This window comes from Mangrovibrevibacter kandeliae (genome assembly GCF_024519155.1).
Lineage (GTDB): Bacteria > Pseudomonadota > Alphaproteobacteria > Rhizobiales > Rhizobiaceae > Mangrovibrevibacter > Mangrovibrevibacter kandeliae.
Genome location: NZ_JANIFJ010000006.1, coordinates 226,322 through 245,908, shown reverse-complemented (window position 1 = coordinate 245,908; position 19,587 = coordinate 226,322). Strand labels below are relative to the sequence as shown.

The window sequence follows — 19,587 nt, the reverse complement described above, 5'->3', positions numbered from 1 at the left end:
ACGCAACTTGCGATTTTGCAACCGTGCTGGCAGCTTGGGTCGTATGACAGACGTCGCCTTTGTTCTCATCTCTCTGCCCGCCGGTCACGCTCATGCCGTTGAGGTCATGCGCAATGCGAAGCCGGCGTCTTCGGCAATCTTCTGCATGGGCGAGTTCTGCTGATGGAGGTGGGGACCTTCAAGCTGACATTGCCGGGCCCCATGTTGAAGCGAGGTTTCTGGCTCTACGTCTGGCACGTCATCACCGAAGATGGCAGAGAGGTATTCTATGTCGGCCGCACCGGCGACAACTCCAGCCCCAACGCCTCCCCGCCTTACATTCGGATGGGCCAGCATTTAGGTGCGCTGAAGAATCAGAACGCGCTGCGGACACAGTTGCAAAAGCGAAAGATAGACCCTGAGAAATGCCAAGAGTTCCGTCTCACAGCGCATGGGCCAATCCATCCTGAAGTCGTGAAGCCGGACGATTACCGGCATTCCGACGCCAAGGCGCGATCGGAGCTTATGGAAAAGCATATACCTCTCCGCAACCTCGTCGGCGCGATGGAGAAGCGCCTTGCGCAAGACATGGCAGCAGCGGGCTACGACGTCCTGAACAACGTTAAGTGGCGCCATGACATTCCTGACGCAGAGTGGCGACCAGTTCGTGACGCATTCGCCGCGGATTTTCCCAAGCTCAACGAGCTGCGCTGATGTCCAACTTCGCGTTCCTCCTCCCGGAATTTCCGGCCGTCCACGAGGCGGCCGTCGAGGCCGAGCGGAGCGCGACATCCTCGCCGACGGCGGCGGCCTTCTTCGCCGGCAAGACGGTCGAGATCGCGGTCAAGTGGGCGTTCCGGAACGACCCCGGGCTGACCCTGCCCTACCAGGACAACATCGCCGCCCTCCTGCACGAGCCGAGCTTCAAGCGGCTCGCCGGCGAGGCCGTGTTCGCCAAGGCGAAATACATCAACCGCATCCGCAACCGCGCGGTGCACGAGGAAAAGACCGTCTCGCAGGGCGACGCGCTCGGGGCGGTGAAGGAGCTCTTCCACTTCGCCTTCTGGTTCGCCCGCACCTATGCGCGGGGCAGCCGGCCGGCCGACGGGCTCGCCTTCGACGCGCGCGCGCTGTCGCGGCGCGAGGAGGCGATGCGCAAGGCCTTCGCGCACATCCAGGCGCAGCAGAAGGCACTGGAGGCAAAGGACGGGGAGCTGACGAAGCTCCTTCTCGAGCGCGACGGGCTCGACGAGGCGCTGAAGCGCACCCGGGCCGAGGTGGCCGCGGCGCGCAGGGCCAATGCGGCGACGCCCGACGCCCACGACTACGACGAGGCCGAGACCCGCGACCGCTTCATCGACCTTCTCCTGAAGGAAGCCGGCTGGGCGCTCGACAAGCCGGAGGACACCGAGTTCGAGGTCTCCGGCATGCCGAACGCGCAAGGGCGCGGCTTTGTCGACTACGTCTTGTGGGGCGCCGACGGCCGGCCGCTCGGCCTCGTCGAGGCCAAGCGCACGAAATTCGACGCGACGAAGGGCCAGCAGCAGGCCAAGCTCTATGCCGACGCGCTGCAGGCGGCCTATGGCCAGCGGCCGGTGATCTTCCTCTCCAACGGCTACGAGCACTGGATCTGGGACGACACCCGCCATGGGCCGCGCCGGATCGGCGGCTTCTACAGCCAGGACGAGCTGGCGCTCCTGATCCAGCGGCGCACGAGCCGGAAGGCGCTCGCCGGCGAGACGATCAACCGCAAGATCGCCGGACGGCCTTATCAGCAGCGCGCGATCCGGGCGCTCGCCAAGAGCTTCGAGGCGGCGAACGAGCGCAAGGGCCTGCTCGTCATGGCGACCGGCTCGGGCAAGACGCGCACGGTGATCGCGCTGGTGGATCTGATGATGCGCGCCGGCTGGGTGAAGCGCGTCCTCTTCCTCGCCGACCGCGTCAGCCTGGTGAACCAGGCGACGGGCGCCTTCAAGGCGCATCTGCCGGATGCCGCGCCGGTCAACCTCGTCACCGAGAAGACGGCGGAGGGGCGCGTCTTCCTCTCCACCTATCCGACGATGATGAACCTGATCGACGGCAAGGCCGAAGGCAAGCGCGCCTTCGGGCCCGGGCATTTCGACCTCGTCATCATCGACGAGGCCCACCGCTCGGTCTACCAGCGCTACCGGGCGATCTTCGAGTATTTCGACAGTCTCCTCGTCGGCCTGACGGCCACCCCGCGCGACGAGATCGACCGCGACACCTATGCCCTGTTCGACCTCGAGGTGGGCGTGCCGACCGACGCCTACTCCCTCGACGAGGCGATCGCCGACGGCCATCTGGTCCCGCCCGAGCCGATCTCGGTGCCCCTGAAGATCATCCGCGAGGGCCTCACCTACGACGAGCTGTCGCGCGAGGACAAGGATCGCTGGGACATGCTGGAGTGGGGCGAGGACGGCCCGCCCGACAGCGTCGACGCCGCCGAGGTCAACAAGTGGCTGTTCAACGAGGACACGGTCGACCAGGTGATCGGCCACTTCATGGAGAACGGCATCAGGGTCGAGGGCGGCGACCGCATCGGCAAGACCATCGTCTTTGCCAAGAACCAGGATCATGCCGACTTCATCGCCCGGCGCTTCGACTTGATGTTCCCGCACCTCGCCTGCCACTTCGCGCGGGTGATCACCTACCGGATCGACTATGCCCAGAGCCTGATCGACGCCTTTTCACAGAAGGACAAGGACCCGCACGTGGCGATCTCGGTCGACATGCTGGACACCGGCATCGACGTGCCCGAGGTCGTCAACCTCGTCTTCTTCAAGCTGGTGCGCTCCAAGACCAAGTTCTGGCAGATGATGGGGCGCGGAACGCGGCTCTGCCCCGACCTCTTCGGCCCCGGCGAGGACAAGGAGTGCTTCCGCGTCTTCGACTACTGCGGCAATCTCGAGTTCTTCGGCGCCAACCCCGAGATGCGCGAGGCGTCGCGCTCGAAATCGCTGTCGGAGCGGCTGTTCGCGGCCCGGCTCGATCTGGTGGCGGCGCTGGACGCCAAGCGCGAGGCGCCGAGCGGGATGGCGGAGGACGGCGCGGGCTACGACGCCGGTGGCGCTGACGATCTGCCGAGCGAGACCGACGTGCGCGACGACGCGCTGAAGGAACTGCAGGAGACCGTCGCCGGCATGAGCCTTGACAGCTTCCTCGTGCGCCGCAAGCGCCGGCTGGTCGAGGCCTATCTGGAGCCTGCCGCGTGGACGCGGCTGGACGCGGAGAAGCGCGCCGAGCTCGTCGAGGAGGTCGCTCCCCTGCCTACGGCGAAGCGGCTCGGCACCGAGGAGGCCAAGCGCTTCGACCTTCTGATGTTCCAGCTCGAACTCGCCCTCCTCAACGGCTCGAAGCGCTTCGCAACGCTCAGGATGCAGCTTGTGGAGATCGCCTCGGCGCTGGAGAGCCAGACCGCGATCCCAGGCGTCGCTGCCGCGGCGGAGCTGATCGAGGCGGTGCAGGACGACCACTGGTGGGAGGGCGTCACCGTCCCGCATCTCGAACTCGTGCGCCTGCGGCTGCGCACTCTCGTCCAGCACATCGAGAAGCAGAAGCGCGCGATCGTCTATTCCAACTTCGCCGACGAGCTGGGCGAGGCGAGCGCGCACGACCTGCCGCAGGTGGGCGAGATCGACTTCGTGCGCTTCAAGCAGAAGGCGCGGGCCTTCCTGCGCCGCCACGACGACCACATCGCGCTGCACAAGCTGCGCCAGGGCAAACCGCTGACGGCGAGCGACCTGGCCGAACTCGAGGCGATGCTGCTCGACGCCGGGATCGGCAATGCGGACACGATCGAGCGAGCACGCGAGACGAGCGAAGGGTTCGGCCGCTTCGTCCGCTCGCTCGTCGGCCTCGACCGCAAGGCGGTCAACGACGCCTTCGCCGAGTTCATCGCCGGCGGCTCGGCGAGCGCCGAGCAGATCGAGTTCATCGGCCTCATCGTCGAGCATCTGACGGCGCAGGGCGTGATGGATCCGGGCCTGCTCTACGAAAGCCCCTTCACCGACATCGCGCCGCAGGGGCCGGAGAACGTCTTCGACATCAAGCGCACCGACCGCCTGTTCCAGGTGATCGACGCGATCAACGGCAGCGCGGTGGCCTGATCGGAGCGGGCTGATCTGCGCGGCGCGGTCGTGGCTCGGCCACCGGCCGAACTCAGGCGGCCGAACCTCCTGCGTGACGATCGTCGTTCAGGGCCTTCGACGGAAGCTTCGAAACGAGCAGGACGATCATCTGGCGGAGAGGGGGGGATTCGAACCCCCGATACGCTTGCACGTATGCCGCATTTCGAGTGCGGTGCATTCAACCACTCTGCCACCTCTCCGGCCGTCTCCGGCGATCGGAATCGGCCGGGGCTTGCGCGCGTGGTTGGACGCGAAGCGCAGCCCTCATATCAAAGCCGGCGGCTCGCGCACAAGCGGCCTCGGCGAGAAAATCGCGGGACCCGTTGTCGGGCCGTGATTCCGGATGCCCGCGCCGTGCGACGCGCGGCGCCGGACTTGCCCGGCCGCAGCATCCGGTCTCTGACCCTGGGTCACGCGCGGTTGACGCCGGGCACGCCCTCGCGTATGGCATCCCCGATGGGCGTGGGCAACCGCGCCCTCTTGCTTTGCAAAAGCACCCCGCAACCGACTGACAAGAAGACGGCCCGGGCGTTCCCGAGAGCCGGCCGAACGAGGACGAAAATGTTCGCAGTCATCAAGACCGGTGGCAAGCAGTATCGCGTCGCCGCCAATGACGAATTCACCGTGGAGAAGCTCGTCGGCGATGCCGGCGACCTCGTCACCTTCACCGACGTGCTGATGGTCGGCACCACCATCGGCGCCCCGCTCGTCGCCGGCGCCTCGGTCACCGCCGAGATCGTCGAGCAGACCCGCGGCCCGAAGGTGATCTCCTTCAAGAAGCGCCGCCGCCAGAACTCCAAGCGCACCCGCGGCCACCGCCAGGACCTGACGCTGATCCGCATCGGCGAGATCCTGACCGACGGCAAGGCGCCGAGCGCCAAGGCGAAGGCGGCCAGGACGGAGGCCGCGTCGGCCGACACCACCGCCGAGGCGGTCGAGGCCCAGGACACGGCTGCCGCGTCGGCCGAGACCGCCGCCGAGAAGCCGAAGAAGCCGCGCGCGCCGCGCAAGAAGGCCGCCGCGACCGATACGGACGCCGAGGCCTGAGCGGCCGAGAAGATCAGGAGACCTGACAGATGGCACACAAGAAAGCAGGCGGCTCGTCCCGCAACGGTCGCGACTCCGAGAGCAAGCGCCTCGGCGTGAAGAAGTTCGGCGGCGAGCGCGTCGTCCCGGGCAACATCATCATCCGCCAGCGCGGCACGCGCTGGCATCCGGGGGTCGGCGTCGGCATCGGCCGCGACCACACCCTGTTCGCCACCGCCGAGGGCACCGTGACCTTCACCACCAAGGCGCAGGGCCGAACCTTCGTCTCCATTACGCCGAAAGTCGAAGCAGCCGAGTGACCCGGCGCTTTTGCGACGCCGGCGTCTCACCGACCCGGCGTCCGCCAGAGCCCTGACCGGGCGACTGGTCCGAGACCGAGGGGAGATGGGGCGCCATCTCCCCTTTGCTCGTTCCAGAAGGACCGGAGCCGTGACCGAGGATGACGATTTCCCCCACCAGGGCCCCCGCAGCCCGATCCTGACGCCGCGGCTGAGGCTGCGGATGCCCGACATTGGCGACGCCGAGGCGATGGCGCAGCTCGCCGACGACCGGCACATCGCCGACATGCTCTCCGTGCTGCCGCATCCCTACGGGATCGACGACGCGATCGCCTTCATCGAGACGCCGCGCAAGGAGATCGCGCTCGCGATCACCGCCCGCGACGGCGGGGCCTTTCTGGGCGTCGTCAGCCTGAAGCCCGGCAGTCATCCCAAGGCGGTCGACGTCGGCTACTGGCTCGGCCGCCCCTTCTGGGGCCAGGGCCTCGCCACAGAGGCGGTGCAGGCAATGGTCGACTTCGGGTTCGAGCACCTGGCGATCGACTGCGTCGAGGTCTCCTGCCGGGTGATCAACGGCGCGTCGCGCCGGGTGATCGGCAAATGCGGCTTCCAGTTCTGTGGCACCGGCATGATCGCCTCGCTCGCCGCCGGCCGCGTCGCCACCGAGCGCTACCACATGGACCGGCGCAGCTGGATTTCGCTGAAGGCCTGGGGCCGGCAGTCGGCCGGCTGAGGCGCCCGCCGTTCCGCCGCGCGGTATCGCGCGGCGGCGTTTCGATCTAGACAACTCCGAGGCCGCCGCGGCGCGGCCCGTCGTTCCAGGATAAGTCATGAAGTTTCTCGACCAGGCCAAGGTCTTCATCCGATCGGGCGACGGCGGTGCCGGGTCCGTCTCCTTCCGGCGCGAGAAGTTCATCGAGTTCGGCGGCCCGGACGGCGGCGACGGCGGGCGCGGCGGCGACGTCTTCGTGGAGGCGGTCGCCGGGCTCAACACGCTGATCGACTACCGCTACCAGCAGCACTTCCGCGCCAAGATCGGCGGCCACGGCATGGGCCGCAACCGCACCGGGGCCAAGGGCGAGGACGTGACGCTGCGCGTGCCGGTCGGCACGCAGGTCTTCGAGGAGGACAACGAGACGCTGATCTGCGACCTCACCGCGGTCGGCGAGCGCGTGCGGATCGCCGCCGGCGGCAATGGCGGCTTCGGCAACTGGCAGTTCAAGAGCTCGATCAACCAGGCGCCGCGCCGCGCCAACGCCGGCCTGCCGGGCCAGGAGATGACGATCTGGCTGCGGCTGAAGCTGATCGCCGATGCCGGCCTCGTCGGCCTGCCGAACGCCGGCAAGTCGACCTTCCTCGCGACCGTCACCGCCGCCCGGCCGAAGATCGCCGACTATCCCTTCACCACCCTCCACCCCAACCTCGGCGTCGCCTCGATCGACACCCACGAGTTCGTCATCGCCGACATTCCCGGCCTGATCGAGGGCGCGCACGAGGGCGTCGGCATCGGCGACCGCTTCCTCGGCCATGTCGAGCGCACCCGCGTGCTGCTCCACCTCGTCTCGGCCACCGAGGACGACGTCGCCTACGCCTACCGCACGGTGCGCGGCGAGCTCGAGGCCTATGGCAACGGGCTCGACGAGAAGCCGGAGCTCGTCGCCCTGTCGAAGACCGATACGCTGACGCCCGAAGAGCGCACAGAGAAGCTCGCGGCCCTGCGCCAGGAGAGCGGCGCGCAAGTGCTGGCGCTCTCGGCGGTGACGCGCGAGGGCATGACCGAGGCGCTGCGGGCGCTGCGGCGCGAGATCGAGGCGCTTGACGAGGACGCCGCCGCCCCCGATCCGGCCGACGCAGCGCGCTGGGCGACGCCACCCGTCGAGGCCGAAAACCGGTCTGCGGCCGCCGACGACGACGGCGGCGAGGAATGACCACCGTCCTGTCGGGCTACCGCCGGATCACCGTCAAGATCGGCTCGGCGCTCCTCGTCGACCGCGAGACGGGGCTGCGCGAAGCCTGGCTCGCGACGCTCGCCGAGGACGTCGCCCGCCTCGCCGGAACCGGCGCCGAGATCCTCCTCGTCTCCTCCGGGGCAATCGCACTTGGCCGCAAGATCCTCGGCCTGCCGCCCGGCACGCTGAAGCTCGAGGAGAGCCAGGCGGCGGCCGCCGTCGGGCAGATCGCGCTCGCGCGAGCCTATTCGCAGATCCTCGACCGCCACGGGCTCGTCGCCGGCCAGATCCTGCTGACGCTCGGCGACACCGAAGAGCGGCGCCGCTACCTCAACGCGCGCGCCACAATCGGCACGCTGATCGGGCTCGGCGCCGTGCCGGTCATCAACGAGAACGACACGGTCGCGACCAGCGAGATCCGCTACGGCGACAACGACCGGCTCGCGGCGCGCGTCGCCACGATGATGTCGGCCGACCTCCTCGTGCTCCTGTCGGACATCGACGGTCTCTACACCGCCCCGCCCGCGCAGGATCCGGGCGCCCGGCACATTCCGCTGGTCGAGCGGATCACGCCCGACATCGAGGCGATGGCCGGCGGCGCAGCGTCCGAGTTCTCGCGCGGCGGCATGAAGACCAAGATCGACGCCGGCAAGATCGCGACGGGCGGCGGTGCGGCGATGATCATCACCGCCGGCAACCGGCTGCATCCGCTCGCCGCCATCGAGCGCGGCGAGCGCGCGACGCTGTTCCTCGCCGCCGAGACTCCGGTGACGGCGCGCAAGCGCTGGATCGCCGGGCACCTCAACGCCGCCGGGCGCCTGCGGGTCGATGCCGGCGCCGCCACGGCGCTGCGCACGGGCAAGAGCCTGCTGGCCGCCGGCGTCACCGCCGTCGAGGGCGCCTTCGCGCGCGGCGACACGATCCTCGTCGTCGGGCCGCAGGGCCAGGAGATCGCGCGCGGGCTCGTCGCCTACGACGCCGACGAGGCCCGCCAGATCCTCGGCAAGCGCACGCCCGAGATCGAGGCGATCCTCGGCCACGCGCCGCGCGCCGCGATGATCCACCGCGACGACATGGCGCTGGCGGAGTAGCCGGGCGGCCGCCCGCGATTGATCGCCCTCCTGCGATATGCGACATCCCGCCCTCGACGTTCCGTGAGGGGAGCCCCGCCATGACCTTGCCCGCTCTGTCCGCGATCGACGGCCGCGCGCCGCAGGACGTGCCGGCGCTGATGGCAGACATGGGTCGGCGCGCCCGCGCCGCCGCCCGCGTGCTGGCGCTGGCCAGTGCCGAGGCGAAGAACGCCGCGCTGCAGGCGATGGCCGCAGCGGTCGAGGCCGCGCATGCCGAGATCCTCGCCGCCAATGCCGCCGACGTCGAGCGGGCGCGGCTCGCGTCGCTCGCCCCGTCCTTCGTCGACCGCCTGGTGCTGAACGAGACACGCATCGCCGGCATCGCCGAGGCGATCCGCGCCGTCGCCGCCCTCCCCGATCCCGTCGGCTCGGTGATCGCCGCCTGGGACCGGCCGAACGGCCTCCACATCGAACGGGTGCGCACGCCGCTCGGCGTCGTCGGCGTCATCTACGAGAGCCGCCCGAACGTCACCGCTGATGCCGGCGCGCTGTGCTTGAAGGCGGGCAACGCCGTCGTCCTGCGCGGCGGCTCCGACGCCGCCCGCTCCTCGGCCGCGATCCACGCCTGCCTGACCGCCGGGCTCGAGGCCGCCGGCCTGCCCGCCGATGCGATCCAGCTGGTGGCGACGAGCGACCGCTCGGCCGTCGGCGAGATGCTGGCCGGCCTCGGCGGAGCGATCGACGTCATCGTGCCGCGCGGCGGCCGCTCGCTGGTCGAGCGGGTGCAGGCGGAGGCGCGGGTGCCGGTCTTCGCCCATCTCGAAGGGCTCTGCCACCTCTATGTCGACAAGGCGGCCGAGATCGGCATGGCCGTCAAGATCGCGGTGAACTCCAAGCTCCGCCGCACCGGCGTCTGCGGCGCGGCCGAGACGCTGCTCGTCGACCGCGCGGCGGCCGACACCCATCTTGCGCCGATCCTCGACGCGCTCGCTGCCAAAGGCTGCGAGATCCGCGGCAGCGACGCGATCCGGGCGCTTTGGCCGAAGGCGGAGGCCGCGAGCGAGGCCGACTGGAGCACGGAGTATCTCGACGCCATCCTGTCGGTCGCGCTGGTCGACGGGGTGGAGGGCGCCATCGCCCACATCGAGCGCTGGTCCTCGCACCACACCGAGGCGATCGTCACCGACGACCGCGAAACGGCCGAGCGCTTCCTCGCCTCGATCGATTCGGCCATCCTCCTCCACAACGCCTCGACGCAGTTCGCCGATGGCGGCGAGTTCGGCATGGGCGCCGAGATCGGGATTGCGACGGGCAAGATGCACGCGCGCGGCCCGGTCGGCGTCGAGCAGCTGACGAGCTTCAACTACCGCGTCCGAGGGAGCGGGCAGACGCGACCGTGATTGCCGTTCCGCCCGCCGACCAGCGCCTCGCGCCCGCCGCGCTGGCCCTCCCGCACACCGAACCCGGCCTGCGCGTCGGCTTGTTCGGCGGCTCGTTCAATCCGCCGCACGAGGGGCATCGGCTGGTCGCCGAGATCGCCATGCGCAAGCTGGAGCTCGACCGGCTCTGGTGGATGGTGACGCCCGGCAACCCGCTGAAGGACCACGGCGCGCTGCGCCCGCTGGCCGAGCGGCTCGCGGCGTGCCGGGCGATGACCGGCGATCCGCGCATGGAGGTCACGGCCTTCGAGGCGGCCGCGCGCATCCGCTACACCGCCGACACGGTGGCGCTGCTGCACCGGCGCCGGCCGCAGGTGCGCTTCGTCTGGATCATGGGCGCCGACAGCCTCGCTTCCTTCCATCGCTGGCAGAGCTGGCGCACGATCGCCTCGACCTTTCCGCTCGCCGTGGTGGATCGGCCGGGATCGACCCTGGCGCTCCTCTCCTCGCCCGCCGCCAAGACGCTCGAGCGCTTCCGCCTCGCCGAAGAAGACGCCGCCGCCTTGCCCTTCCGGCGCGCGCCGGCCTGGGTCTTCCTGCATGGGCCGCGCTCGCCGCTCTCGTCCACCGCCCTGCGGGCCCGCGCAAGCGATCTGTCTTGAAACTGCCATCGGTCGCTGCCACTTTTGCTTAAGGGAAGCGCTATAGCCTGGTGGTTCCCGACAGCGGGTCGGAAAGGGAAAGAAGACACTGCCACAGAGCGCGAATGTGAAGGACGCCGTCTCGCACGCTCCTTCGGAGGCAAACGGTCCCGACCGGGTGGTCGCACCGAGCGCCATCGATCTCGTCATCACGAGTCTGGAAGACTCCAAGGGCGAGGATCTCGTCTCCATCGACATGAAGGGCAAGTCGGCCCTTGCCGACCACATGGTCGTCGTCTCCGGACGCTCGCACCGCCACGTGGCCGCCGTCGCCGACCGCCTCTTGCGCGACCTGAAGGACAACGGCTTCGGGAACTGCAAGGTCGAGGGCCTGTCGAACGGCGACTGGGTGCTGATCGACACCGGCGACATCATCGTCCACATCTTCCGCCCGGAAGTCCGCAGCTTCTACAACATCGAGAAGATGTGGTCCGTCGGCGACGCTCCGGACGCGACCGTCCACTGACGCACCGACTGGCGGACGCGGCTCGTCGAGGACGACGATGCGCGTGACGGTTGCGGCCATCGGCCGCATGAAGACGGGCCCCGAGCGCGAGCTCGTGGAACGCTATTTCGATCGCTTCCGCAAGAGCGGCGGCGGGCTCGGCCTCGACTTTGCCGGCGTCGTGGAGCTGCCGGAGGCGCGCGCCGCACAGGCGGCCGAGCGCAAGCGCGACGAGGCGGCCCGGCTGAAGGCCGCGCTGCCCGATCCCTGCACGCTGCTCGTCCTCGACGAGACCGGCCGCAGCCCCTCTTCCGAAGCTTTCGCCGAGGACCTCGCCCGGCGCCGCGACGCCGGCACGCGCGACCTCGCCCTCCTGATCGGGGGCCCTGACGGCTTCGATCCTGACTTGCGCGCCTCCGCCGACCTCGTCCTGTCGCTCGGGCGGATGACCTTTCCGCACCAGATCGTGCGCATTCTCCTCGCCGAACAGCTCTACCGCGCCGCGACCATTCTGGCAGGGCATCCCTACCATCGGGCTTGACCGGAGGCTTCCGGAGGACGCTTGATCGCGCCTTCCGCGATGCGGCGCTTGCCGGCGCCTGTCCGGTCCCTGCCATCGCCTCGCCACGCTCCTCAGGCACCAGCGAGGGGGCGATGCTTGATGAATTGTTAACACCGCGATTCTATCGTCTCCGGATCGGCTGGAAGAGGCGGACCTTGGCGGCACGCGGCATCAGGGGGGAGCGGAAGGAGCGGCTGCGCCGGCCGGCGCTGCTGGCGGCCTGCGTCGCGTTCGTCTGGTGCCTGCCCGCGATCGCCGAGCCGCCCCCGGCCACCGGCGCCGGTGCAGCGACGGCTGAGACACCGAGCGCCGAGCCGGCGGCCCTCCAGACCGGGAGCATCCCCGAGCAGCCGCTCGTCGAATCGCGCGCTGCCGCCATCGAGACCGCCCGACAGAAGGCCGCCGACCAGCTCGCCGACCTGCGCCGCACCATCTCGCTGACGCAGGAGACGGTGAAGAGCCTCGACGCCGAGATCGACGCGCTCGGTGCCGACCGCGACAAGATCCGCCAGGCGATGATCGACGCTGCCGCGGCGCAGAAGACCATCTCGCTCGGCATCGCCACCGCCGAGCGCCGCCTCGGCACGCTCACCGACGAGGAAGCGACGGTGAAGACCTCGCTGCGGGCGCGGCGCGGGCTCCTCGCCGAAGTGCTCGGGGCGCTCGAACGGATGGGCCGCAAGCCGCCGCCGGCGCTTCTCGTCAAGCCGGAGGACGCGCTCGGCTCGGTGCGCAGCGCGATCCTGCTCGGCGCCGTGGTGCCCTCGATCCGCAAGGAGACCGACGCCCTCGTCGCCGACCTCCAGCGCCTCGCCTCGATCCGCAAGGCCGCGAGCGACGAGAAGGCGCGCTATGTCGCGGGGCTGACCCGGCAGAAGGAGGAGGAGACGCGGCTCGCCAAGCTCTTCGACGAAAAGCAGAAGCTCGAGGCGACGAGCCGCGACCGGCGCGAGGCGGAGCGCCAGCGGGCCGCCGAGCTGGCCTCCAGGGCGACCAGCCTGAACGACCTCATCGCCTCGCTCGAAACCGAGCTGCAGAGCGCCAAGGCGGCCGAGGACGCGGCGCGGCGTCAGGCAGCGGAGGACGCGCGCAAGCGGCAGGACGCGGAAGCCGCCGCGGCGAGGCCGATTCCGCCGGCCGATTCGCCTGCGACCTCGGCACCCGGATCCGCCGCTCCCGATCCCGCCGCGCCGTCGGCAAATGCGCCGAGTTACGACATCGCGTCACTTCGACGTGACATGCAGCGCCTCGCGCCGGCCGCCGCATTTTCGACACTCAAGGGCCGTTTGTCGCAACCCGTGGCAGGCGATCAACTCATCGGCTTCGGCGAAACGGACAGCCTCGGCTCGCCCGCCTCCGGCGTCACCTTCGCGGCGCGCGGCGGTGACGTCGTGACGGCGCCAGCCGATGCCTCGGTGCTCTATTCCGGCCCGTTCCGCTCCTACGGGCAGCTCTTGATCCTGAACGCCGGGGACGGGTATCATATCGTTCTTGCCGGCATGGACCGGATCGATGTGGACGTCGGACAATTCGTACTCGCGGGCGAGCCGGTTGCGGTGATGGGCGTGCGGCGCCTCGCGAGCGCTTCCGGCAGCGACTTCGCCCCCTCGGTTCCCTCGCTGTACGTCGAATTTCGCAAGGACGGGAAACCGGTCGATCCCGCGCCGTGGTGGTCGGATGGACCTTCTGGAAGGACGAGGAATGATTCGTAAGATCTCGATACTCTTCGCCGGCGCGCTGATGGGAGCGACGGCGATGACCGTCGTGTCCGGTCAGAACAGCGGCGTGGCGAATGCGGCCGATTCCGACACGTACCGGCAGCTGGAGATTTTCGGCGACGTCTTCGAGCGCGTGCGCGCCCAGTACGTCGAGAAGCCGGACGACCAGAAGCTGGTCGAGACCGCGATCAACGGCATGCTGACCTCGCTCGATCCCCATTCGAGCTACATGAACGCCAAGGAAGCGGCGGACATGCGGACCGAGACGCGCGGCCAGTTCGGCGGCCTCGGCATCGAGGTCACCATGCAGGACGACCTCGTCAAGGTCGTCTCCCCCTTCGAGGGCACGCCCGCCGACAAGGCCGGCGTCCTGGCCGGCGACCTCATCGCCCAGATCAACGGCGAGGACGTGCGCGGCCTGACGCTGACCGACGCCGTCGAGAAGATGAAGGGCGACATCGGCACCTCGGTCGAGCTCACCATCATCCGTGACGGGGCGACCAAGCCGATCCGGCTGAACATCACCCGCGACGAGATCAAGGTGCCCTCGGTGCGCCACTCGGTCGAGAACGACGTCGGCTACATCAAGCTGCTGAAGTTCAACGAGCAGACGACGCGCGGCATGGAAGAGGCCATTGCCGACATCAAGCAGAAGGTCGGCGAGGACAAGCTGAAGGGCTTCGTGCTCGATCTGCGCCGCAATCCGGGCGGCCTGCTCGACGAGGCGGTCAGCGTCTCCGACGCCTTCCTGCAGAACGGCGAGATCGTCTCGACCCGCGGCCGCAACCCGGAAGAGACCCGCCGCTACAACGCCCGCTCCGGCGACGACATCGGCGGCAAGCCGCTGGTGGTGCTCGTCAACGGCGGCTCGGCCTCGGCCTCCGAGATCGTGGCCGGCGCGCTGCAGGACCAGCGCCGGGCGACGGTCGTCGGCTCGCGCTCCTTCGGCAAGGGATCGGTGCAGACCATCATCCCGCTCGGCGCCAACGGCGCGCTGCGGCTGACCACGGCGCTCTACTACACCCCGTCGGGCCGCTCGATCCAGGGCCGCGGCATCGATCCGGACATCGCGGTCGAGCAGCCGCTGCCGGACGAAATCAAGAAGCAGATGGGCCTCGACGACGACGATCAGGTCGCACGCGGCGAGTCCTCGCTGCGCGGTCACATCACCGGCGTCGACGAGAACAAGGAAGGCTCCGGCTCGCTCGACTACGTCCCGCCGGAGAAGAAGGACGACCTGCAGCTGCAATACGCGCTGGCCCTGCTGCGCGGCGAGAAGACCAACGCCGCCTTCCCGCCGAAGAGCGAGAGCAGCGCCGCCAACTGACGGCGAGGCGTCCATGCACATGCAAGAGCCCCGTGCCCCCGGCCGGGGCTCTTCGCTTTCGGAGCATCCCATGCCTGACGGCGAGGCCGAGACCAGCTTCGCTCTCTAAGCTTCCCCTATGTCCGACGACCTCTTCCGCCCCCTCGGGCAGGCTCCCCGCGCCGTCTCCCGCGCGCGAGTGCGCCTCGATCCCGCCGCGCTGCTGCCGATCCTGGCGGCAGCGGTCATCGTCGCCGGATCGGCCGCCACGGCCTGGTTCCAGCCGCAGTTCCGCACGGCCAGCTTCGAGGTGCCGCCGCCCGCACCGCCGAAGCAGCCGGAGCCCGTCGCCCGCGCGCCGCTGCCGCCGCCTGCCAAGACCGGGCTCGATGGCGTGCAGGCCGTCGGCAGCCCGCCGCCGGTGGTCGACACGCCCTATGGCCGGATCGACGTGCGCGACCCGCAGTCGCTGCGCCAGCCGCCAGCGATGGCGGCGTTTCCGGACGACGCCCTGATCGAGTCGAGCCGCTTCGGGCCGCTGCCGGTCCGCGCCAGCGACGGCCGCCGGCCCTTCGACGTCTATGCCGGAGCCTCCTCCGGCGCGCTGGGCGCCCGCATCGCGGTGATCGTCGGCGGTCTCGGCATCAGCCAGACCGGCACGCAGGCGGCGATCCAACAGCTCCCGGGCAGCGTCACCCTCGGCTTCGCCGCGTCCGGCAACAGCCTCTCGCGCTGGATGGCCGAGGCCCGCCGCTCCGGCCACGAGCTTCTCCTGCAGACGCCGATGGAGCCGGTCGGCTATCCGCAGGTCACACCGGGCGAGAACACCGTCACCGTCGCGGACATGACGGCCGGCGCGTTCGACGCCCTCTACCGCTCGCTCGGGCGCATGACGAACTATGTCGGCGTGATGAACTACATGGGCGCACGGCTGACCGCCGATGCCGACGCGATGCGCGCCGTGATGGACGAGGCGGCCCGCCGGGGGCTGATGTATCTCGACGACGGCAGCTCGTCGCGCAGCCTCGCCAAGGCGACCGCCATGTCCGAGGGCACGCCGTTCGCGGCCTCCGACATCCTGATCGACGGCGACCGCGACCCGGCGAAGATCCGCCAGCAACTCGATGCTCTCGAGCGCACTGCGCGCGCCAAGGGGACGGCGATCGGAGTCGCTTCGGCCTTCGACACGTCGGTCGCCGAGATCGCGGCCTGGGTGCACGAGGCCGAGGGGCGCGGCGTCGAGATCGTACCGGTCTCCACTCTCGCCTGGGACCCCGAGCAGCACTGAGACGCGGCGATGCTACGCCCGGCTATTCGGGGCGGATCAGCGCGATGACGCCGAACAGGATCAGCGCGAAGGCCGCGATCTTCCAGAAGTCGCTGCGCTTCCTCAGACCGTAGATGCCGATCGGGCGGATCACCTGGACCGCCATCGCGAGGATCATGAGGACCGAAAGGACCTTGGTCATCGCCGGCGGGCTCCGGGACCGCAGGAGCGTGCCGCGCGGCACCAGGGGAACGCCTGCATCGACGGCACGCTCAATAGGGCGCCTCCGCCCGGCCCATCTCGACATAGACCGACTTCAGCTGGCTGTAATGCTCCAGCGCCGCGCGGCCGTTCTCCCGGCCGATGCCGGAGCGCTTGACGCCGCCGAACGGCATCTCGACGGGCGTCAGGTTGTAGGCGTTGATCCAGCAGGTGCCCGCCTGGAGCTTCGCCACGACGCGGTGGCCGCGGCGGATGTCCTCGGTGAAGACGCCGGCGGCGAGGCCCATCTCGCTGGCATTGGCCCGCGTGATCGCCTCCTCCTCGCTGTCGAAGTCGAGGACCGACATCACCGGGCCGAAGATCTCCTCGCCGGCGATCCGCATGTGGTCCTGGACGTCGGTGAACACCGTCGGCTCGACGAACAGCCCGTCCCCCATGCCCTGCAGGCGGGCTGCACCGCCGCCGCAGGCGAGGGTCGCGCCCTCCTTCACGCCGAGCTGCATGTAGCCGAGCACCCGCTCGTACTGGGCACGCGAGACCAGCGGCCCCATCTGCGTCGCCTCGTCGAGCGGGTCGCCGAGGCGGATCCGCCGCGTGCGCTCGACCAGCCGCTCGACGAACTCGGCCCGCACCGGGCGCTCGACGAAGACGCGCGTGCCGTTCGAGCAGATCTGGCCGGTGGAGTAGAAGTTGCCGAGGATCGCGCCCGACACCGCGGCGTCGAGGTCGGCATCGGCGAAGACGAGGATCGGCGACTTGCCGCCGAGCTCCAGCGTCACGTGCTTCAACGTCGCGGCGCCCGCCGCCATCACCCTGGCGCCGGTGGCGACCGAGCCGGTGACGGAAACCTTGGCGATCTTCGGATGGCCGGCGAGCGCCGCCCCGACCTCGCCCGCGCCCTGCACCACCTGGAAGAGCCCGGCCGGAGCGCCGGCCTCCATCAGGATCTCGGCGAGCTTCAGCGCCGTCAGCGGCGTCGTCTCGGACGGCTTGAAGATCATCGCGTTGCCGCAGGCGAGCGCCGGCGCCGCCTTCCACGAGGCGATCTGGATCGGATAGTTCCAGGCCCCGATCCCGGCGCAGATGCCGAGCGGCTCGCGCCGCGTATAGGCGTAGGAGCCGCCGCCGAGCTCGACGTGATCGCCCCGCAGGTCGGCCGCCAGAGCGCCGAAATATTCGAAGCAGTCGGCGCCGGACGCGGCGTCGGCGACGAGCGTCTCCTGCAGCGGCTTGCCGGTGTCGAGCGTCTCGAGTTCCGAGAGCTCGCGGTTGCGCGCCCGCAGGATCTCGGCCACGCGGCGCAACACCCGGCCGCGCTCGGCGCCGCTCCTCGCGGCCCATTCCGCCTGGGCCCGCCCCGCCGCCGCAACGGCCCGGGCGATGACGGCGGGCGTCGCCGCATGCAGCTGTGCGATCGTCTCGCCGGTCGCCGGATAGAGGCTCTCGAAGGCCATGCCCGCCGTGTCCTCGAAGGGTTGGCCGTCGATGAAGTGCGAGGCGGAAGGCTGGGCGCGCATGATCGGGCTTTCGGCTGCGGGTGAAGGACGCCCGGGTTCTAGACGATGTCGGCGGGCGGCGAAACCGGCGCCGGAGCGGCCACGACGCGGGCGCCCTCCTCCCCTGCCGGCATCCTTTCCGCAAGGCGATAGGAGGCAGCGTCGCGCGGCGCCTTCACGTGCGCGCCCGTGCGATCCCTCGCCAGCCTGCCGCCGTCCCCCTGCCGCGGCAGCGCCGCCGCACACCCTCTCCCGTAAGGCGGCATCAGCATGACCCTTTCGTGCGCCATTCCTCCCCGCTTGCGGGAGAGGGTGGATGCGCGCGTCAGCGCGCAGCCGGGCAAAAGCCGCCGCTACCGCCACCTCGCGGCGCTTGCGTGCGCGAAGGCGTGATCGCGGCATCGGCGTCGCACGTCTCCCCCAAAGGCTCGCAACGCCCCACATGCCGGCCAGCGCCGTCAGGCGCGGCAACACCCGGCCACGGCGCGCGTTGACGCGTCAAATCGGTTCTAGATGAGAGACACCCGCATGAGCACGACCAAGGAACGCATCAGCATCACCCAGGAGACCGAGCCGGTGAACGTCACCTTCGAAGGCGCGGTCATCGCCTCCACCAAGCGCGCGCTCATCCTGCGCGAGACCGGCCACGCGCCGGTCTACTACATCCCGCGCGAGGACGTCGCGATGGAGTTCCTGCTGCCGACGGCGCACACGAGCCACTGCCCCTACAAGGGCGATGCCCGCTACTGGAGCATCTCGGCGGGCGGCCACGCCGCGCCGAACGCGGTGTGGGGCTACGAACATCCCAAGGCCGGCGTCGAGGCGATCGCCGACTGCGTCGCCTTCTACCCGGACATGGTGGAGATCCGCGTCGGCTGAGCGCGGCGTCCTGCCGCGCTCACGGGAACGAGAGCGGGCGCGGCGGGTTTTAGGCGGCGAAGGGAAGATCGCAGTCTACGAGGAGTACCCATGCGCAAGATTCTTCTGGCGAGCGCCGCTCTCGCCCTCCTGGCCGGCCCCGCCGCCGCGCAGAACAAGCAGTCGCAGGGCGTGGCGGCCGGCACGGCGACCGGCGCGGTCGGCGGCGCCATCGTCGGCGGTCCGGTCGGCGCGATCGTCGGCGGCGTCATCGGTGCGGCCGTCGGCAGCGCCGCCGCCGCCCCGGAGCCGGTGCGCCAGTACGTCATCGACAACCCGACCGAGCCGGTGTCCGTCGAGGGCAAGATCACCGAGGGCTACATCGTGCCGCAGAGCGTGACGCTGACCGAGGTGCCGGACGATCCGGACTACGCCTACTTCTATGCCAACGGCGGTCGGCCGGTGATCGTGAAGGCGTCGGACCGGACCATCGTCTACGCGCCGGCCTCCACCCCCGAGCCGATGATCAAGTACGTGCGCAGCAACCCGGTGCAGACCGTCACCATTGACGGCCCGGTCGAGGTCGGCACGCAGGTGCCGGCGACGGTCACCCTGCAGCCGATCCCGGACTACAAGGGCTACTCGTACTTCTACTACAACGGCCGGCCCTACGTGGTGGACGATGCCAACCGACAGGTCGTCTACTACGTCAACTGAGGCGCGGACGGCTCACGGGCCATCATGGAGGCCGCCCCTTGCGGGCGGCCTCCGTCGTTTCATGGGGCCGTTGCCGGTTCAGGCCTCTGCCGGCTTGCGGTCGCTGTGGCCGAGATCGCGCTCCGGGTCGAGCCGGTCGCGCACCCGCTGCTTCAGCACCTTGGCCTCCGGGAAGCCGCCGTCAGCCTTGCGCTCCCAGATCGTCTCGCCCTCATAGGCGATCTCGAAGACGCCGCCGGTGCCCGGGATCAGGACCACTTCGCCGAGATCGGTCGAAAAGGTCGAGAGAAGTTCCTGCGCCAGCCAGGCCGAGCGCAGGAGCCACTGGCACTGGGTGCAGTAGGTGATGGTGATGCGGGGCTTCGTCATCCCGCCACCCTACCGTCTCACGCGCCGGCAGGCGAGACGCGGCGGCCAGACGTGCCGCGCGGCGTCCCTCCTG

Annotated in this window: 19 protein-coding genes and 1 tRNA gene; 16 read left to right on the top strand and 4 right to left on the bottom strand. The window is 69.9% G+C overall.

Annotated elements, in window-relative coordinates; genetic code table 11:
* Positions 1–162 precede the first annotated feature (162 nt).
* On the top strand, positions 163–693 hold the full coding sequence (locus NPA30_RS16380; RefSeq protein WP_256803839.1) for a hypothetical protein: 531 nt from the start codon (positions 163–165) through the stop codon (positions 691–693).
* Positions 693–4,106 carry a DEAD/DEAH box helicase family protein gene (locus NPA30_RS16375; RefSeq protein WP_256803838.1) on the top strand — a complete coding sequence of 1,138 codons (3,414 nt, stop codon included), beginning with the start codon at positions 693–695 and terminating at the stop codon, positions 4,104–4,106. Before NPA30_RS16380 ends, NPA30_RS16375 begins: the two co-directional genes overlap by 1 nt.
* A gap of 131 nt (positions 4,107–4,237) precedes the next feature.
* Here the strand turns inward: NPA30_RS16375 and NPA30_RS16370 are convergent.
* A tRNA-Ser gene (locus NPA30_RS16370) sits at positions 4,238–4,327 on the bottom strand.
* A 361-nt stretch (positions 4,328–4,688) separates the two neighbouring features.
* On the opposite strand from NPA30_RS16370, the gene rplU reads away from it, so the two are divergent.
* The 12 genes from rplU (at position 4,689) to NPA30_RS16310 (ending at position 15,873) form a co-directional block, all read left to right on the top strand.
* Positions 4,689–5,174, top strand: coding sequence for a 50S ribosomal protein L21 (rplU, locus tag NPA30_RS16365; protein WP_256803837.1), 486 nt, complete (start codon positions 4,689–4,691; stop codon positions 5,172–5,174).
* Positions 5,175–5,203: 29 nt separating this feature from the next.
* Positions 5,204–5,473 (top strand): 50S ribosomal protein L27, encoded by a 270-nt coding sequence (gene rpmA / locus NPA30_RS16360; RefSeq protein ID WP_256803836.1) that lies wholly within the window; start codon positions 5,204–5,206, stop codon positions 5,471–5,473.
* Positions 5,474–5,603: 130 nt separating this feature from the next.
* Complete coding sequence (locus NPA30_RS16355; protein WP_256803835.1) at positions 5,604–6,185, top strand: GNAT family N-acetyltransferase; 582 nt, start codon at positions 5,604–5,606, stop codon at positions 6,183–6,185.
* A gap of 97 nt (positions 6,186–6,282) precedes the next feature.
* Positions 6,283–7,380: a GTPase ObgE gene (gene obgE, locus NPA30_RS16350; protein WP_256803834.1), complete on the top strand. Its 1,098-nt coding sequence runs from the start codon at positions 6,283–6,285 to the stop codon at positions 7,378–7,380.
* Positions 7,377–8,492 (top strand): glutamate 5-kinase, encoded by a 1,116-nt coding sequence (gene proB / locus NPA30_RS16345; protein WP_256803833.1) that lies wholly within the window; start codon positions 7,377–7,379, stop codon positions 8,490–8,492. Before obgE ends, proB begins: the two co-directional genes overlap by 4 nt.
* Before the next feature lie 80 nt (positions 8,493–8,572).
* Complete coding sequence (locus NPA30_RS16340) at positions 8,573–9,874, top strand: glutamate-5-semialdehyde dehydrogenase (protein ID WP_256803832.1); 1,302 nt, start codon at positions 8,573–8,575, stop codon at positions 9,872–9,874.
* Positions 9,871–10,515, top strand: coding sequence for a nicotinate-nucleotide adenylyltransferase (locus tag NPA30_RS16335; RefSeq protein WP_256803831.1), 645 nt, complete (start codon positions 9,871–9,873; stop codon positions 10,513–10,515). The genes NPA30_RS16340 and NPA30_RS16335 overlap by 4 nt, the downstream gene beginning before the upstream one ends.
* A 106-nt stretch (positions 10,516–10,621) precedes the next feature.
* Positions 10,622–11,020 carry a ribosome silencing factor gene (rsfS, locus tag NPA30_RS16330; protein ID WP_372338839.1) on the top strand — a complete coding sequence of 133 codons (399 nt, stop codon included), beginning with the start codon at positions 10,622–10,624 and terminating at the stop codon, positions 11,018–11,020.
* Positions 11,021–11,057: 37 nt separating this feature from the next.
* Positions 11,058–11,540 carry a 23S rRNA (pseudouridine(1915)-N(3))-methyltransferase RlmH gene (gene rlmH, locus NPA30_RS16325; protein WP_256803830.1) on the top strand — a complete coding sequence of 161 codons (483 nt, stop codon included), beginning with the start codon at positions 11,058–11,060 and terminating at the stop codon, positions 11,538–11,540.
* A gap of 176 nt (positions 11,541–11,716) precedes the next feature.
* Positions 11,717–13,273, top strand: coding sequence for a murein hydrolase activator EnvC family protein (locus tag NPA30_RS16320; RefSeq protein ID WP_256803829.1), 1,557 nt, complete (start codon positions 11,717–11,719; stop codon positions 13,271–13,273).
* Entirely contained in the window at positions 13,263–14,606 is a 1,344-nt protein-coding gene (locus NPA30_RS16315) for a S41 family peptidase (RefSeq protein WP_256803828.1), read from the top strand. The genes NPA30_RS16320 and NPA30_RS16315 overlap by 11 nt, the downstream gene beginning before the upstream one ends.
* Positions 14,607–14,724: 118 nt before the next feature.
* The gene (locus NPA30_RS16310; RefSeq protein ID WP_256803827.1) at positions 14,725–15,873 is read left to right on the top strand and encodes a divergent polysaccharide deacetylase family protein; all 1,149 of its coding nucleotides are present in this window, start codon (positions 14,725–14,727) and stop codon (positions 15,871–15,873) included.
* A gap of 22 nt (positions 15,874–15,895) precedes the next feature.
* Here NPA30_RS16310 and NPA30_RS16305 read toward each other — a convergent pair whose 3' ends face one another.
* Together NPA30_RS16305 and betB are read right to left on the bottom strand one after the other, a co-directional pair.
* Entirely contained in the window at positions 15,896–16,054 is a 159-nt protein-coding gene (locus tag NPA30_RS16305) for a hypothetical protein (RefSeq protein WP_256803826.1), read from the bottom strand.
* Between the two features lie 70 nt (positions 16,055–16,124).
* On the bottom strand, positions 16,125–17,591 hold the full coding sequence (betB, locus tag NPA30_RS16300) for a betaine-aldehyde dehydrogenase (RefSeq protein ID WP_256803825.1): 1,467 nt from the start codon (positions 17,589–17,591) through the stop codon (positions 16,125–16,127).
* Positions 17,592–18,098: 507 nt separating this feature from the next.
* On the opposite strand from betB, the gene NPA30_RS16295 reads away from it, so the two are divergent.
* Positions 18,099–18,449 (top strand): DUF427 domain-containing protein, encoded by a 351-nt coding sequence (locus tag NPA30_RS16295; protein ID WP_256803824.1) that lies wholly within the window; start codon positions 18,099–18,101, stop codon positions 18,447–18,449.
* Positions 18,450–18,539: 90 nt separating this feature from the next.
* On the top strand, positions 18,540–19,145 hold the full coding sequence (locus NPA30_RS16290; protein WP_256803823.1) for a DUF1236 domain-containing protein: 606 nt from the start codon (positions 18,540–18,542) through the stop codon (positions 19,143–19,145).
* 78 nt (positions 19,146–19,223) lie between these two features.
* Here the strand turns inward: NPA30_RS16290 and NPA30_RS16285 are convergent, their stop codons facing one another.
* Entirely contained in the window at positions 19,224–19,514 is a 291-nt protein-coding gene (locus NPA30_RS16285) for a SelT/SelW/SelH family protein (RefSeq protein WP_256803822.1), read from the bottom strand.
* Between the last annotated feature and the right edge of the window lie 73 nt (positions 19,515–19,587).